This is a genomic window from Paenibacillus sp. Paensp111 (assembly GCF_059492195.1).
The window spans coordinates 498,769-515,349 of the sequence record NZ_CP168527.1 but is presented as its reverse complement, the minus strand read 5'-3'; the positions used below and the strand labels follow the sequence as shown (position 1 = coordinate 515,349).

The 16,581-nt window shown below is 48.8% G+C and carries 11 protein-coding genes; 3 read left to right on the top strand and 8 right to left on the bottom strand.

All coding sequences use genetic code 11. The features are described from left to right. Positions 1 to 38 precede the first annotated feature (38 nt). The 7 genes from ACEN86_RS02435 to ACEN86_RS02405 all read right to left on the bottom strand — a co-directional run bounded on the left by ACEN86_RS02435 (position 39) and on the right by ACEN86_RS02405 (position 9,138). Complete coding sequence (locus tag ACEN86_RS02435; RefSeq protein WP_495632794.1) at positions 39 to 1,808, bottom strand: hypothetical protein; 1,770 nt, start codon at positions 1,806 to 1,808, stop codon at positions 39 to 41. 10 nt (positions 1,809 to 1,818) lie between these two features. After that, on the bottom strand, positions 1,819 to 2,496 hold the full coding sequence (locus tag ACEN86_RS02430) for a prepilin-type N-terminal cleavage/methylation domain-containing protein (protein ID WP_495632793.1): 678 nt from the start codon (positions 2,494 to 2,496) through the stop codon (positions 1,819 to 1,821). Further along, entirely contained in the window at positions 2,480 to 3,022 is a 543-nt protein-coding gene (locus ACEN86_RS02425) for a type IV pilus modification PilV family protein (protein WP_495632792.1), read from the bottom strand. Before ACEN86_RS02425 ends, ACEN86_RS02430 begins: the two co-directional genes overlap by 17 nt. 338 nt (positions 3,023 to 3,360) lie before the next feature. Beyond that, the gene (locus ACEN86_RS02420) at positions 3,361 to 5,412 is read right to left on the bottom strand and encodes a methyl-accepting chemotaxis protein (protein ID WP_495632791.1); all 2,052 of its coding nucleotides are present in this window, start codon (positions 5,410 to 5,412) and stop codon (positions 3,361 to 3,363) included. A 156-nt stretch (positions 5,413 to 5,568) separates the two neighbouring features. Continuing rightward, complete coding sequence (locus ACEN86_RS02415; RefSeq protein WP_495632790.1) at positions 5,569 to 6,414, bottom strand: sugar ABC transporter permease; 846 nt, start codon at positions 6,412 to 6,414, stop codon at positions 5,569 to 5,571. Beyond that, positions 6,411 to 7,739 (bottom strand): carbohydrate ABC transporter permease, encoded by a 1,329-nt coding sequence (locus tag ACEN86_RS02410; RefSeq protein WP_495632789.1) that lies wholly within the window; start codon positions 7,737 to 7,739, stop codon positions 6,411 to 6,413. Before ACEN86_RS02410 ends, ACEN86_RS02415 begins: the two co-directional genes overlap by 4 nt. Before the next feature lie 94 nt (positions 7,740 to 7,833). Further along, a complete protein-coding gene (locus ACEN86_RS02405) occupies positions 7,834 to 9,138 on the bottom strand; it encodes a sugar ABC transporter substrate-binding protein (protein WP_495632788.1) in 1,305 nt (434 codons plus the stop codon). A gap of 633 nt (positions 9,139 to 9,771) precedes the next feature. Here ACEN86_RS02405 and ACEN86_RS02400 point away from each other — a divergent pair. Then, positions 9,772 to 11,514, top strand: a complete 1,743-nt coding sequence (locus tag ACEN86_RS02400; RefSeq protein WP_495632787.1) for an alpha-glycosidase — start codon at positions 9,772 to 9,774, stop codon at positions 11,512 to 11,514. Positions 11,515 to 11,709: 195 nt separating this feature from the next. Next, on the top strand, positions 11,710 to 12,354 hold the full coding sequence (locus ACEN86_RS02395; RefSeq protein WP_495632786.1) for a DL-endopeptidase inhibitor IseA family protein: 645 nt from the start codon (positions 11,710 to 11,712) through the stop codon (positions 12,352 to 12,354). Positions 12,355 to 12,514: 160 nt separating this feature from the next. Here the strand turns inward: ACEN86_RS02395 and pulA are convergent, their stop codons facing one another. Then, positions 12,515 to 15,166 carry a type I pullulanase gene (pulA, locus tag ACEN86_RS02390; RefSeq protein ID WP_495634194.1) on the bottom strand — a complete coding sequence of 884 codons (2,652 nt, stop codon included), beginning with the start codon at positions 15,164 to 15,166 and terminating at the stop codon, positions 12,515 to 12,517. A 314-nt stretch (positions 15,167 to 15,480) separates the two neighbouring features. Between pulA and ACEN86_RS02385 the strand changes: the two genes are divergently transcribed. Next, the gene (locus ACEN86_RS02385) at positions 15,481 to 16,515 is read left to right on the top strand and encodes a LacI family DNA-binding transcriptional regulator (protein ID WP_495632785.1); all 1,035 of its coding nucleotides are present in this window, start codon (positions 15,481 to 15,483) and stop codon (positions 16,513 to 16,515) included. Positions 16,516 to 16,581: the final 66 nt, after the last annotated feature.

The window sequence follows — 16,581 nt, the reverse complement described above, 5'->3', positions numbered from 1 at the left end:
GTTCATTTCTCCGAGTAGACCAGAGGTCACAGCAGCAGCTATTGCAGCGTCAGCTCTCCGAGCCGGATATTGACCCTCTGGACCCGCGGCAGGCTTAATTTCTGATCCTCAAATACCTTCGGATTATAAGTTACATTGAACCGCTTCAATTCACCGGCCCCCTGCTCATCGAACTCAATATGGTCATTCTGATCAACCGCCGAGCCTACCACGGCGTTAACAGTAAGGTCGCCTTTGGCGAAGAAGCCGCCATTGAGCCAGAAGGCAGAGCCCACACCGTAGAGATCTGCTGTTGAATCTGTGTAAAAGAAGGCATCCAGCGTCTGAGGAGCCGCATTCTGGAAGGAATCAAATCTCGTTACCAGAATCTGGCCTCTCGAGATCAGTACCAGTTCTTTTCCGGCTAATCCGCTTATAGCTGCATCCTGCACCTTCGTCTGCCCCATTACGAACATGGTCGCATCCATGTTGACCTTCCCGCTGATGATCACATTACCCGTGACAATGATATTCCCCCGGATATTCATGGCCTCCGCTCTCCCGGAGTTGTCTATGGTTAGATCCCCGTCCACAATGAACCACCTGCCCGCGTCCTTCTCTTCCGGCTTATAGGTGAGCGTGCTGTACAGGTTGCCGTCAATCGTAAGGCCCCCTTTGAAAATAGCCGATCCGGCCATGCTGCTCATCTTACTCTTGTGGTCATCTAAAGTTTGAACGTATAGATCATGCTGTGCCTCATAGCTTTTCAAGGCATTCTGATAGTCGTCCATCTTCGCAGAATCCGCCGAATCTGAAGGGTAGTTCGGTTCAATCCCATCCACCGGTCTCTCCATCACTTCAAAGCGAGCCGGATACTGGCTGATCAGATGGCTGACAAGATTCGGTAAATGATCGCGGATATCTTGACGGGTTAGTTCATCCGTATTGCCTATCCCCTTTATTGCTTCAACGACCTTATCTACGATCGACTCATTCACATTAATCTGAACGAACTTCTTATGGTCCTTGATCTTGATATCCTGGGGCCGTACGTTCACACCAAGCACCTGTCCGACCAGCCCGGCTTTATTAACATCAAGGGTTTGATAAGGGACCTCCTGCCCGCCGCTTCGGTACTCCAGCGAGTTCAAGGATTGGACCGTAATCTCGCTGTTCTTCCCGTTCAAAGGATCGATCACGGAGTAGCCGGTTGTGGGCTGATGACCTTCTTTGTTCTTAAAAACATACTCCGCCACATTACTGAGCATCAGCTTGTCCCCTGCATAGATATTGCCTCTTATATAGGGAGCCCCATTAAAGATTACATTACTTTCCGATCCCATGGCATACTTCAGGAAATCAGGATACGTGTCGATCGTCACCTCCTGCTTCAGCTTACGCATAACGCCGTTAACCTCAGCTTGTACCGTGATCAACAGCTTATAGTTGGTATTAGAAGGACCTGATCTGCCCAAATATTCAATATTCAAAATCCTGGCGTTTGCCTTGGCAACCCCATCATCATTCAGCCCCGTGCTTACCTGCTTATCCTCCGGGTTGATCTTGCTAAGTACCGCCTGAATCGTACTCACAAGATCCTCAGGGCGGATGTCGTTGTACTGCTCCAATCCGGTAGTAATGGCAGCCACAGCTTCATCAATGGATTTCTGGGCCAAATGCAGACTTTGCACATCACTTTCCCGAGTCTCGGTCCTCCGGGCGCCGCCAAGGGTGGCGCTTAGCACGCCCATACCGAGAATCGTGAGCACCAGCACAATGAATAGAACCATAACCAGCGCGGAACCGCGCTCTTCCTGCACCCGCTTCATCTCTTGCCTCCTAGAATCCGAATTTACTCTCAAGTGCGAGCTTATAGGTCTGACCACCGTAATCCTGGGCAAGAACAAGCTTAATATTAATCAGGCCGCTCTCGCAGGGGAGATTCGGCCGGCAGGTATTGTCATCCAAAGTAATCATTGAATTCTTCCTGTCTGCAGATGTGGTTCCCGCCTGATCCACCAGTACGCTGGACTGAATAGCAATCTCGCCCGCCGGGTCACTTGTACCTCTGGACACTCCGGACATTTCATTTAATCCGCCGCCAGTTCCCTCCGTCACCAGAGTCCCTGCTGCTGCCGTAGATACCGTACTCTCAGCTTCAGTCAGATCTCTAATATACAGCGCATTATTCTCGATTGTGATCTTCTGTTCCTTCACTTTGCTGCTGCCATCAGAGTCAACAACATCCTTCTGGAGGATGATGCCCGTTCCATCTGCTCCATCTCTGATTACACGATCAGGGGCGAAGGTATATAACTTCGTAATGATAGAGGACATCAGAATATCCGCTTCATCGCGCATGGAGTTCTCCACACTGATTTTGTGATAGCTCTTGAATCCGAAGACAGCAACCGAATAGATCATACCCAGCACAACGGCCAGGAGCGACAATGCAGCAATGAGTTCTATTAAAGTAACTCCCTCATCCTTTTTCAGATGCTTAACGAATGGTCTCATCTGTTATATAGCCCTCCACGACTGTCTCGTTCGCTCTGCTTCCACTGTCACCCGGGCCGCGCACCGTTACCTTGACAGGCAGCAAATACTTGGCCGAATCCTTCTTAGTCTCATCTGCGGAATGCCTCATGTCCTCATGCAAATCCTTCTGATACTGAATCGACACGGCATACTGAATTCCGTTCACCGCAGGGGTCAGCACCCCTCTTACAACTTCCTCATCCTTACCTAACAGACCAACTGGTCCGCTGCAATCCTGAACCGGCTCCCCCGGTGTCTTCTCACACTCCAAGGTACCGTTATCTTTAAAATATCCTGACAGCACGCTGAAGCTTTGCTTCTCCATATAGAAAAGGGCGTTGCGTGCCAGATTGACCATGATCGTTTTGTTCTGATTTTTTTTGGAATAAGAGAGCGAGTTCGTGAAATAAGAAGACAGCACCAACGCAACAATCGATAGAATCGTAATGGCAGCCAGCACTTCAATTAGTGAAAATCCCTGATCCCTACTCCCCAGCTGCTTCACCACGAACCCCACCTTCTTCTAAAGACCTATAACCTACTAAAAAATACCTAGAATATCTCATATTTTCATTATATCATCGCAATCCCCGGCAGCAATCCCCAGACCACGTGAATTGGTGCAAAACATAACAAAAACCGGCCTCTCCTTAGAGAGACCGGTCAGATGTTCACTCGGACGTGTCGGTTCCCGGCTTAGACCAATTCGAATTCCGGTTTAACGCTAACCGGTACGGTTGATCTCCGGATACAAAGACGGACCGTGTATCGGGTCAATTCATTTCTAACTCATTTAGCCGAGCCTGCCATGCAGCCCCTTACCTCTTACACAGAGATACCTGCTCAGGTATTAAACCCTGTCAGAGATTTCTTCAGATCCTCTGCCAGGCGCTCCAGCTGCACAGAGAGCGCAACCAGCTGCTCGCTGACCTTGAACTGTTCCGATGACATGGAGGCTACCTGCTGCGTGGAGGCACTGGTCTGTTCTACCACGGCACTGACACTCGATATGGAGTCACCCAGAATATACTGGGATTCACTCAGTTCCTTGACAGATTCCGAGGAATTCTCAATATGCTTATAGAACTGCTCCATCTCCTTCCGGACGCTGGTGAAGAAGGATGAGGCTTCGCGTACCGATTCCAGCTGTTCATCAAACAGCGGGGAGACTTGGTTCAGCACATGAACTGTATTCTCGATATCCTGCTGAATCTGCTCAGTAATATTCGATACAGACTGAATGGATTCATTTGACTGCTGAGCAAGACTGCGGATCTCATCTGCGATGATGCTGAACCCACGGCCAGCTGCACCTGCTCTAGCTGCTTCAATAGATGCATTCAGCGACAGAATGTTCGTCTGTTTGGTCATTTCGATCATTGGAGCCAGAATACTCTGGATAGAGGCAGTGCTTTTCGTCAGCTTGGCCGAATTCTCCTGGATCAGATCTGTCATTTCGGAAGCAGCCCCCGTCTTGTCAACCAGCTCCTTCATATATTCCGTTCCCTGAACACTTACCGCGATAGCCCGGTCTGCCGACTCGCCCATCGAGGCATTGGCCACATTTACCTTGTCCATCTTGGTTCCGATATCTTCAGCAATTTGGCTCTCCCTGTCGGCCTCAACGGCAAGACTTGAGGCGCCTTGAGCAATTTCCTGGGTCGCTGCAGCAATTTCTCCGGCCGCCTGGGAGGTGCTCTTCGAAGCCGAGGCCAGCGCCTCTGCTGTGTCCAGCACCTTAAGGGCAGTCGCATTCGTCTGTTCAACCAAATCTGAAATGCGGGTCATCATGCGGTTAAAGGCTTGTCCTACACGGCCAATTTCATCATTGCTCTTGAATTTGGCGCGTACTTGAAGGTTCCCGTTCTCTCCTTCTTCCATAAGTTTGGACAATTTACTGAGCGGCTTCCCCACCATCCGGATCATATAATAACCAATGAACAGGGCGATGATAATCGCCACGACAATAACGATGAAGGTAATCGTCAGCAGACGGTCAGCTGCACTTAGGAAGTCGCTGGTTGGAGCGTAACCCATAAGTGTCCATCCTGATGTCGCAAGCGGCTGGAATACGACGAGATTCTCAACGTTCTGCTCATTATTGGTCGTGAATGACCGGTCCTTCCCTTTGAGCTGAGCCGGACTTACCTTGACAAAAGACTCCTTCTCCAGCAGCTTGCTGTCCTTCGCGTGCACAATCTGGCTGTTCGCAGTGACCAGTCTCACTTCACCGGAATTCCCGATCTTCAGGTTGGACAGTATCGTGCCCAGCGAGGATTCCTTAATCTCGATCAACAGGATATATTCAGCTTCCGGATGCTGCATATTCTTGAGCAGTCTGCCCATGGTGAACTCCGGAACACTTGTAGCTCCAAAAAATCCTTTGTTTAGGGTAGGAATCCATACCGGCTCTCCATCGGCTTCCCTGATCTGCTTCATTCTGGCTTCAATCGCCTCATCGGTTCTAACGCCGGCTATCCCAGATTGAAAAGAAGACGTACTGCCCTTTGCGCTCGAAATCAGCTTCACACTGTTCAGCCGATCGTCAGAGCCTGTGAAAGCGTCCAATCTTCGCTTGATCCGATCCTCCGCCTGTGTTTTCTCTACAATACCGAGCTCTGGTAGATTAACCGTTACCAGGTCCGCTCTAAGAATCGGATCTACGGCGAGCTGACGCGACGCCGCCTCATATTGACTGAAGAGGAAATCCAGCTTATCGGCTGCCTGCTTAATGGCCTCGGATGACGCCGAGGACACCTGCTCTTGAATAATTCCCTTAGACACCTGATAAGAGACCAGACCCAGTCCAGCCGACAACACGACAATGGCAATGAACACGATGAGAAAAAGCTTAGTGCCTACCGACTGCCAACCTATTTTTAATCCTAATTTCAAAATAATCCCACCCTAGCGAATATTCTCTATGAACGATATAAATTAGAAATAATTGGTAAGTAATAGTTACAGAAAAAGCACAGTCTCGTTGCAGACTGTGCTTCTTCAATTGTGATACTTCCTACTACACCGGACGCTTGAACTGTCCGGCGTTGATTATCCTTTACTTGCTCCGGACGTTAATCCGTCTACAAGCAGGCGCTGCAGGAAGATGAACAAGATGATAATCGGAATAGCAATGAATACTGAAGCTGCAGCGAACAGCGTAAAGTTACTATTTTGACTCGTATTTACGATATCCCAGAGTCCGACTGCCAGGGTCCAATTGTCCTTGGTCCGCAGAATCAGACGGGCGAAGATAAAGTCCACCCATGGTCCAACAAATTGAGTCAGAGCCATGTACGTCAGCATCGGACGTGACAGCGGAAGAATAATCTGGCGGAAGATTGTAAAGTTGCTGGCACCGTCAATGCGGGCCGCTTCATCCAGCGATCTTGGTATCGTATCGAAGAAGCCTTTGGCAATCAAAGTTCCGCCGAGCGGAGCTCCGCAGGCATACACGATAATCAAAGCGATATGTGTATCCAGAAGGTTAAGCTCTTTGAGCAGCAGGAAGATCGCAATCATACTCATGAATCCAGGGAACATCCCCAGCACTAGAATCGTAGACAAGGCTGTCTTCCGTACGCGGAAGCGGAACCGGGATACGGCATAGCTTGTTAACAAGGTCAGAAGTACACCAAAGATCATGGAGAAGAATGCAATCTTGAGCGTATTCATATACCAATGCGTGAACATGAAGGTATGAGATGTGAATAATTCCTTATAATGATCCAAGGTAAAGCTTTCGGGAATAAGCGTTTTACTGTATAGAGATTTACCTGGTCTAAAAGAAGCCAGCACCACCCATAAAGCCGGGTATAGCGCACACACAGCCAGGATTACCAGTACGATGTAGCTGACGATCAAGCGCAGCCTGTTAGCAAGTTTACGTCCGATCATTGGATCATATCCTCCTCTTTGAACGATCTCGTCCGGCGGTAGTTATAAATCGAGAAGGAGGCAACAATCACGAATATAATAATGCCGACCGCAGAGGCCATGTTGTTCTTGTTCTGATCCAGGGTGAGCTTATACAGCCAGGTTACGAGCAAGTCGGTTGAACCTGCGTATTGGTAGTCTCCGTTCACCGGATTACCTGCAGTCAGAAGGTAGATCGCATTAAAGTTATTGATATTGCCAGCGAACTGGGTAATCAGGGTTGGCGCTGTAGTGAAGAGAATCATCGGCAGCGTAACGATCTTGAACTTCTGGAAGCCTGTCGCCCCATCCACTTCAGCCGCTTCATACATATCCTTAGGAATTGTAGTAAGCACACCCATAATGAGCAGCATGGATACTGGAATCCCTACCCACATATTAACTACGATAACCGTGACTTTCGCCCAGAATGGATCGGTCAGCCAAGGCAGACCGCCAAGTCCGAAGTAACCAAAATATTGGTTGATCGGGCCGAATTGGCCGTTGAACAAGTTCTTCATCACAAGCAGAGAGATCAGCTGTGGAATCGCGTAAGGAATGATGAGGAGCGTTCTCCACATCCCTTTGAATCTGATTCCTTGTTGGCTAACCAGTAATGCTACCAGCATACCGCCGAAATACGTTGTCACTGTGGATAGGATAGCCCAGATAATGGTCCAGGTAAGTACCCCATAGAAGGTATGGCTCCAGGTACCCAAAGAGACCAGATTGGTAAACGTTTCAAATCCAACCCAGTTAACAAGCTTGGCTGGCGGAATATGGTCTGGTGCGGAGTAGTTGGTAAATGCCAGCATGATCATGAAGATAATCGGCATGATCGTGAAGAACAGAATACCCATAGCTGGCAGCACCAGAAATACCTGCGCGAATTTGTAATCCAGAATATATCGAACCGATTGTTTGAAATTGTTCGGTTTATGTCCAGAGTCTCTCAGGCTGCCAATACGGTTGGCATCCTTAATGTTCATAATATAAGCCATAATGAAAAGAACAAGGAACAGTAAAGTAATTAAGCTTTGAATCATGATGATAATCGAGTGGTCACCCTGCACGAGCTTGGAGACCATAATGCCAGAAGCAGACTTAAATTTCACGAATCCAGTAGGTGTATCCCCTAATGTGGTAATTCCCCAGAAAGCAAAACTCAAATAGTTAATGAAATAAGCAATTCCCAAAACCTCAACAAGCAAGAAGATGGCGCCTTTAATATATTGGCGGTTATATATTTGTCCTAGTCCCAAGCTAAGTATCGACAGTATCGTGGCTCTTGTACGGTGACGATCCATGTGCCTTCTCTTCTCCTCTCCCGGCGATCGGGGAATGACCCGCCGCTTATGCGGCGGGCCTCATACTGCATCTATCCCCAATTCACAATCCTAATTATTTCTTAGCGCCGTTGTTCAAATCTTTGATTTGTTGTGCTGCTTTGTCCAAGGTAGCTTTAGGATCTTTACCGTTGTCCCAAATCTCAGGAAGAGCGGCGTTAACCGGGCTCCATACGTTACCCATCTCAGGGATGGAAGGCATAGGCTGGGAGCTCTTAGTTTGTTCTGCGAAAGCGGAAATGAATGGATCGTTCTTGATTTGGTCGGACTCAAGAGCTTCATTGTTAGTTGGGATAGAACCTACTTTTTCGTTCAGAAGAAGCTGTGCATCTTTGGAAGAAGCAAACTCAGCGAACAATTTAGCTGCGTTCGGATATTTCGTGTAAGCATTTACGTACCAAGCTTTGATTCCGGCGAAGGAAACCGCTGGTTTGCCGCCAATGCTAGGGATTGGAGTTACGCCCAATTTATCGCCAAGTGCTGTTTTGTATCCAGCAAGTTCCCAAGGACCGTTAATGTCCATAGCTACGTCACCAGAGCCAAACAAGCTGCGTTTGATATCCGGCGTAATGTCGCCGCTCTTCACTGGGAGAATTTCTTTCAGGCTTTGGTATACTTTCAGGCCTTCAATCGCACCTGGGCTGTTGATACCAATGTCGTCTTTGTCAGTACCGTCTTTACCGAAGATGTATCCGCCAGTAGTTGCGATGAACGGATAGTTGAAGTACATGTTACCTGTCTCCCACATAATTCCGTATTTCTTCTTCGCTTTGTCAGTAAACGTTTTACCGAAAGCTAGAACATCATCGAAAGTTTTTGGAGCATCCTTCACAAGGGATTTATTGTAGTAGAGTGCATAAGTCTCAGCCGCTCTAGGGTATCCGTAGAGAACGTCGTTATAAGTAACACCTTTAATCGAGCTTTCTGTGTTGTTCTTAGTTGTCTCTTCTGCAAACAGGTCGTTCGGGAGAACCAGGTTGGCGCTTGCTGCTCTACCCAGGTTATCGTGAGGGAAGATGACTACGTCAGCTGCCAGACCGGAAGGACCGTCTTGAGTCAATTTGGTTACTTGGTCGGTTGGAGCTACTTCTTCAACTTTAACTGGGACATTGTATTTAGCTGTAAATTGCTTTGCAATTTCATCCGTAAATGATCTTTCATCCTTACTTTCCCAAATGACAAGCTTGGCGCCGTCTTCAGGTTTCACCTCTGGAGTAGCGGTAGTTGTCTCTGTAGTTTTTGCAGTGCCTGAGTCAGTTGTTGTCTGTACCTGCTCGGAAGCCTTTTGAGGCCCGCAAGCCGTGATGGATACAGCCATCGATAACGCTGCAAGCATAACCGCTAATTTCTTGATTTTCATAAAATAACCCTCCCATTTTTAGCGAACAGTTTACAGGAAATGGTCAGCGCAAACGTTTCCGCAAAACTTGAAGCAAGCTACTTTTTTCGCCTGTATTTCTATCTGATTTTAGCAAGCTCTCGGATTGGAAGCGCTTAATTCCTGAAATCATCATACATCACTCCACAGTCATTGCAAAAACGTTTGCATTGCCCAAATACACTCGATTTCAGCCTATTAGGTGACTAATCCTTTGATTATCTCCCTATATCGCAATATTTCTTTTGTTTTTGGTACATTCATCCTATTAATAACCCCACCATTTGGATCATAAAAATATGCTTCATATCAAGCTTTCAGACCCAAAATTGTCACATTCCATATCTCCGCCCCTTTTTTATGGAATTACCACCGCTTTCAACCCGGTTTAGGATGCAAAGGTTGGACTGGTTCTTGATAAATCCTATTGTTTAACAATATATGGACATGCTATAATCCTGAGCAAAGAAAGAATTATCCCTCTTCAACCGGGATATGTCATCTTCTTTCCCAACAAAAAGGCAATGTTACCTACAAGGTACAACCTCGCTCGATTTTATAGAGACAGGGTGTGCCTTTTTTGCACATCTTGATCAAATCTAAGGGGGAATCAGAATGTTACTCGAAGCTGTCTATCATAGACCAAAGCTGAACTGGGCTTACGCTTACGACAAGGAAACGATTCACTTGCGAATTCGGACCAAGAAGGGAGACCTCTCGCATGTGTATGCGTGGGCGGGTGATAAGTATGCATGGGATCGTACAAGAGAGCTTGTACCTATGCGTGTCATGGCCTCAGATGAGATGTTTGATTACTGGGAATGCAGTGTCAAGCCTCCCTACCGCCGATTGAAATACGGGTTCCTGTTGCAAAAAGGCAGCGAGAAGCTCTGGATGACCGAGTACGAATTCACCCCGAATATGCCGGCCAACCCGGACCGGCTGTTCGAGATTCCTTACATAAATCCGGTTGATGTGTATACTCCGCCTGCCTGGGTGAAGGATGCGGTGTTCTATCAGATCTTCCCTGAACGTTTTGCCAACGGAGACCCGAGCAATGATCCCGAAGGAACACTCCCATGGGGAGGAAAGCCTGAGCGGGATAACTTCTTCGGGGGAGACCTTCAAGGGGTTATCGACCATTTGGACCATTTGAGTGAGCTGGGAATCAACGCTATATACTTCACTCCACTGTTCGCAGCTACAACGAACCACAAATATGACACAGAAGATTACTTGCGAATCGATCCTCAGTTCGGTGATGCCGAAACACTGAAGAAGCTGGTTAAGCTGTGTCATGACCGCGGCATCCGCATCCTGCTTGACGCCGTATTCAACCACTCAGGTGGTACATTCGCTCCATTCCTTGACGTGAAGGAGAAAGGCGAAGCGTCCAAGTACAAGGACTGGTTCCATGTGAACAGCTTCCCGCTGGAAGTGAAGGATGATATTCCTTCCTATGACGCCTTTTCATTTGAAGCGCATATGCCGAAGCTGAATACCGGACATCCCGAGGTTAAAGAGTACCTGCTTAAAGTTGCTGAGTACTGGATCAAAGAGGTGGGTATTGACGGCTGGCGCCTGGATGTAGCCAATGAGGTGGATCAGGGCTTCTGGCGCGAGTTCCGCAAAGTGGTGAAGAATGTGAACCCGGATGCTTATATCCTGGGTGAAATCTGGCATGAATCTTCACCTTGGCTGCAAGGCGATCAATTCGATGCTGTAATGAACTATCCATTTACCTTCGCAGTCACTGATTTCATTGTAAGTGGAACCCTCGATGCCGGCGGCTTCGCCAGCGCCATTGCCGTTCAGCTGTCGAGATATCCTCAGCAGGCGAGCGAGGTTGCCTTCAACCTGATTGACAGCCATGATACCGTGCGTCTCTTGACTCTCTGCGACGGGAGCAAAGACAAGCTGAAATTGGCTGCTGTCTCCCTATTCACTTACATGGGAACTCCATGTATCTATTACGGGGATGAGATCGGCATGGATGGCGGACCTGATCCGGACTGCCGTAAATGTATGGTCTGGGAGCCGGAGCAGCAGGACCGCGAGTTATTCGCTTTTTATCAGCGCCTGATTCAAATCAGAAAGGACCACTCGGCCCTGCGTACAGGCACGATCAAGTTCCTCTCTGCGGGTAAAGGGGAGACGAAGCTGGCTTATGAACGCCGCCTCGGTGACGAGACCGTAATTGTCATGCTGAACAATGACAGTACGATTCAGTCAATTGAAGTGGATGTCTACGACAATTCATGGACAGATGAATTCACCGGCAAAGAATGGAACGCCGAGCGCGGCAAGCTGTCCGTGCGGCTTCCGGCTTACGGATTCGCCATTCTATCCGCGAAGTAATATGAAAAGGCCGCCGAAAGGCGGCTTTTTTTGTTTGGCAGCACAGGCGGGGATGGATGCTGAAACACGCCATGGGGGGGGGGTTGTGCATCTTGGGTGCTTCTTTCTATTTAACTCCGCCCCCATTTGCCCTATGCCGCAGAATATGAAACTTTTACCAGGTCGGGCGCGTTTAACTAGGTGGAGGCGATCAACATGAAATCTAAACAAATTACTGCAGGCATACTTTCACTCGCTATTGGCTTAACCTCAGCAGGCATGGCCGTGGCTGCACCTGCTGCTAACGGAGCGCAGTCAACTGCAAAGACTCAATCTGCTCCAGCCAAGAAAGCGGACAAGAAAACAGCTCCGGCTCAGAAAGTGACGGACCCTGCCCTGATCAAGAGCTTGAACCACGAGACGGCTATTCCGCTACTTGTTGATGCAGAGAAAAGATATTTCTACGCGCTTGGCGGCGGGACAGGAACAGGTGGTGAGATAGAGACTTTCACCGAGAATGGTAAGGAATACCGCTACTTATCCGCGGATATCGATACGAAGGACGAGCTGCTGAAGTACCTGATGAAGAGCTATACCAAGCAGGCCAGTGAATTTTTCATCAAAAAATTCATCATCGTTCACGAGGGACGTCTGGCGCAGCTGAATGCCGATTCCGGTAACCTGCTAGAATTTGATAGAGCTACGGCCAAGATGATCAGCATGACCCCGACCAAGCGGGTCTATAAGATCAATGTTCCTTTTCCCAAAGAGATTAAGGAAAGCTCCAAGTACATCATGGTGAAGTTCGAGAAGGTCGGCGATTACTGGAGAGTAGATACGGCACCTCAGTTGATCTTCTAAGTGCTGCATCACAGCCGAATTGTATCCGATCATGGGACAAGCTTGAAATAGTTAGTTAATCCAGCCATTATGCCGTATGTACCAAGCAAGCCGTAAAGCCCTGCCCTGAATCTTCTGATTCATGAGCAGGGCTTTCGCTTTATGCACGTATCCAGGCGGTTCAATTCTCCTGATCATACATCACCATAACGGATATCCCCGGAACCCGGATTCTCCCCTCTCTCCCATCCACTTCCTCAAGAACAGCCGTCCCGGCGGCGGTGTCGTTAACGACTACGTGCCAACGCCCATGGTTCGGAGGCAGACTAACCTCACAGGCCTCGCTATTTGCGTTGTAGATCACAACAATACAATTCCAGGTATCCCCGCAGGCGTGGTTCGCGATCTGAAAAGAAACCACGTTCCCTTCCGCACGCCATATCTGCAAATGCTCGTTCACGGCCTCCCGGGTGCTCATTCGGAAGGCGGGGTGATCTTTTCGCAGACGGATCAGTCCCTTATAGTAGTCAAATACATAACGGAATTTTTGCTTGTTCCTCCAGCGTATCTTATTAATCACATCCGGGCTCTTGTAGCTGTTATGATCCCCGAATTTGGTTCTGAGCATCTCATCCCCAGCATGAAGCATCGGAATTCCCTGCGAGGTCAAGACAATCGCGTTAGCCAGCAGCGTCCGCCGTACTGACTCATCAAGCATGACATCCGCTCCCTCTCCTACTCCCTTATAAGGCTCTGCCTGGTTCACGGCATCTTCAATGGAACCGCCGCTGCGAAGTGTGCCGTCCTGCATCTCAAGCATGCCCATTTCGCGCAAGATTCCCCTCGCTGCGATTACTTTATCCCAGAGAATATAGTTATCATGGGCCGTTACATAGTTAATGGATTCCGCGGGTGAATGGGTGAATGTATCGATGGATCCTTTTACCCCGGCGGCAATATCTCCCTCTATTCCTGGTTCGCCCGTAGCGAATCCCCGGTGCCCTCCATCACTGTCCCCTTTGATTGCGATGCGGAAGTTATCGTTAAATACGCCAAATCCCCTGTGCCGCTGGCTGCCTTTCAAAGTCTTCTTCTCCTGCGGCAGGGTTGTTCCCCCCATATCCCAAGGTTCTCCGTAGATTAGAATCTCTGGATTAATCTCATGCAGCATCCGGGTCACCTCGGCCATCGTGTCGATATCGATCAGACCCATCAGATCAAAGCGAAAGCCATCCAACTGAAATTCCTCCGCCCAGTACCGGACTGAATCCAGAATGTACTTGCGTACCATGGGGCGCTCCGAAGCGAGCTCGTTGCCGACCCCCGTTGCATTGGTATATCTCCCGGTGTCGGTTGTCCGGTAATAGTAACCCGGCACAATTTTGTCAAAAGGCCCGTCGTCCGTAGAATACGTATGGTTGTACACCACATCGAGAACAACGCTTATCCCTTGATCATGCAGCGCCTGGATCAGTTCCTTGAACTCGCGGACCCGACTCGCCGGATCACACGGGTTCAATGAGTAGGACCCTTCCGGAACATTGTAGTTCTGCGGATCATAGCCCCAGTTGTACTCTGAACTCCCGCCTTCCCCAGCCCCGGCAGACAGCTCGTTCACAGTTGCATAATCGCTGCAGGGAAGCAGTTGCACGTGGGTAATTCCCAGTTCCTTCAGATGCCCGATCCCGCTCTTAAGCCCATCTGATGTGGTGGCGCCTAACTCGGTAAAAGCCTTGAACTTTCCCTTATGCATCAGACCTGCGCTTTCATCCACGGAAAAATCACGTACATGCAGCTCATAGATCACCGCATCCGTGGGCTGCTTGAGTAGGGTCTTCTCTCTGGTCAGCCATCTGTCCGGGTTCGATGCAGCCAGATTCATGACGACGGATCTCTGCCCGTTAGCCGTTACGGCTTTTGAGTAAGGGTCGACTGCAATATGCGAGGCTCCGTCAGCAAACTCCACCTTGTACATATAACATTGACCGGCCAAATCCCCTCTAACTGCCGCAGACCATACCCCGCAAGAGACCCGCCTCATGGGCACAATATTCCGTATGTCACTATGCTCAGTGACTAGTCCATCGGTATTATAAGTCCCGGCATCTTCATATAATAAAAGACTTACCTTGGCAGCCGTAGGCGCCCAAAGCTTGAACACACTCTCGCAGGGTGTATAAGCAGCGCCGAGATCCCGGCCCTCATAATAGAATTCAGGCTGATCCAGAATATGACGCATCGTGACCTTCGCCGCCGAGAAATGACTGCTTTTAAGCAAATAGGCCCTCGTTACATCCAAATACCTAGGATTCATAATCCGAATCGTGAGCGTACAGTCCCCTGTCCTTATGGCGGACACAGGAATATCCTCCAGCGTTGCCTGATCCGTTAATACAATCGTCTTCATATCTTCATCCGTAATATATTCGCTTGTTACAGCGATTATCGTGTCGGCGGCATCTGCAAGGGCTGAACGGAATTTAGGCGATACATCGGCTTGAGTAGGGTCATAATATACCTGCCTGTCATCTTGAACGATCCAGACACTTGCCTCTTGACCGCCTTCTGGTATCACCACTCGCCTGACTGCCTCCTGATCCGCCCATTCGTTACTGTTCAAGCTCCATCTCGTAATGATCTCGATTCGGGGTACGGGGAGTTCAATGGATGCCACTGCAAAGCCTTCCCCATCCACCATAGAAAAAGAATAGCTGCGCCCTTCCTGATGGTCATACCATATCCACAAGTTCCAGCCCTCAAGCTGCTGGCCATAACGGAAATAATGAATGTTATACCTATATATCTTCCCAGTGCCCGGCTGTTCTGCACTCATCCATTCCACGTTGCAATCACATCCTGTCAGTTCCGCGAGGGGCTTGCTGAATACGCTTTCCGAAAAAAAGAGTGTGCGGGATGTAGGGGTATGCTCGCCGGAAGAAATGTACGTGCTCCCTAATGGATGCACGCCTCATACCAGACGTGAAATCTGCGGCTCCTACAGTGTATGAGTCATGATCTCACTTGGTTCTCTTCTACACTTGCATGCAGCCTAAAAATTCATGCTGAAACAGCGCTCTATTTACTTTACAATTTCTTTCGATTAAGATTACAATGTAAAAGCAAACGGTTCCACGAAGGAGGTTGCCAATGGCTGTAACCATTAAGGATGTTGCCAAGAAGGCCGGAGTTTCACCCTCCACCGTGTCCCGGGTATTATCCAATCACCCCCGAATCAGTACTCAAACCTCCAATAAAGTGAAGGAGATTATGGAGCAGCTCGGTTATCACCCGAACATCATGGCCAAGAGCCTGGTATCGAAGACAACCGAAAGCATCTGCATCATTCTGCCGAAGCCGGCAGAGGAGCTGTTCTCCAACCTGTTCTTTATGGAGCTGATTCGCGGTATTGTCACTCAAGCTAACCGTTCCGGATATGATGTGCTAATCAGTTCAGGCGCGAATGAGAAGGAAGAAGTCGAGGCTGTAGCCCGGCTCTTGAAAGGCCGCCGTGTAGATGGTGCCATTCTTCTATATTCCCGTAACGACGATCCGGTGATTGAATTTCTGCATGCGAACAATTATCCGTTTGTAATCGTGGGCAGAAGCAATGACCATCCCGATGCCTTGTCTGTGGATACGGACAATGTTCAGGCCGCTTATGATGCAACGAAGCATCTGATCTCTATGGGCCACGAACGTATCGGATTCGTAAGCGGTCCGCCGAATTTGACGGTCTCTCAAGACCGGATGAGGGGTTATCAGAATGCACTGATCGACGCGGGTTTCGAGATGCGTCCCGAGTGGATTGTCGAAGGAGAATTTTTGCAGGACAGCGGCTACCGTGCGATGTCCTTCATTATGAGCCTTCCGAACCGCCCGACCGCTCTTGTCGTTGTCGATGATATGGTGTCATTCGGAGTTCTGCGAGGTCTGCACGAGCTTAATTTCAAAGTTCCTGATGATATTTGCCTGGTCAGCTTTAACAACATTACGTTATCAGAGCTGTCTACACCGCCAATCAGTAGTATTGACATTGGCATCTACCATCTGGGCTACACCGCATCCCAAATGCTGATTCAGAACATCCAGAACGGTGAAGATATAACTTATCAGACTCGTCAGATTATTCCGCATCGCTTGATGATACGGGAATCTTCTATGCTGTCACTACCGAAAAGGTGACCTAACGGGACACAAATAACTGAAGCTGAAATGCTTCATTTATTTTTAACACTTTGTACAAACGTT

Coding starts and splice junctions, on each gene's coding strand:
- ACEN86_RS02435 (WP_495632794.1), bottom strand. CDS start 1,808: ATGAAGCGGGTGCAGGAAGAGCGCGGTTCCGCGCTGGTTATGGTTCTA.
- ACEN86_RS02405 (WP_495632788.1), bottom strand. CDS start 9,138: ATGAAAATCAAGAAATTAGCGGTTATGCTTGCAGCGTTATCGATGGCT.
- ACEN86_RS02385 (WP_495632785.1), top strand. CDS start 15,481: ATGGCTGTAACCATTAAGGATGTTGCCAAGAAGGCCGGAGTTTCACCC.
- ACEN86_RS02430 (WP_495632793.1), bottom strand. CDS start 2,496: ATGAGACCATTCGTTAAGCATCTGAAAAAGGATGAGGGAGTTACTTTA.
- ACEN86_RS02395 (WP_495632786.1), top strand. CDS start 11,710: ATGAAATCTAAACAAATTACTGCAGGCATACTTTCACTCGCTATTGGC.
- ACEN86_RS02415 (WP_495632790.1), bottom strand. CDS start 6,414: ATGATCGGACGTAAACTTGCTAACAGGCTGCGCTTGATCGTCAGCTAC.
- pulA (WP_495634194.1), bottom strand. CDS start 15,166: ATGAGTGCAGAACAGCCGGGCACTGGGAAGATATATAGGTATAACATT.
- ACEN86_RS02410 (WP_495632789.1), bottom strand. CDS start 7,739: ATGGATCGTCACCGTACAAGAGCCACGATACTGTCGATACTTAGCTTG.
- ACEN86_RS02400 (WP_495632787.1), top strand. CDS start 9,772: ATGTTACTCGAAGCTGTCTATCATAGACCAAAGCTGAACTGGGCTTAC.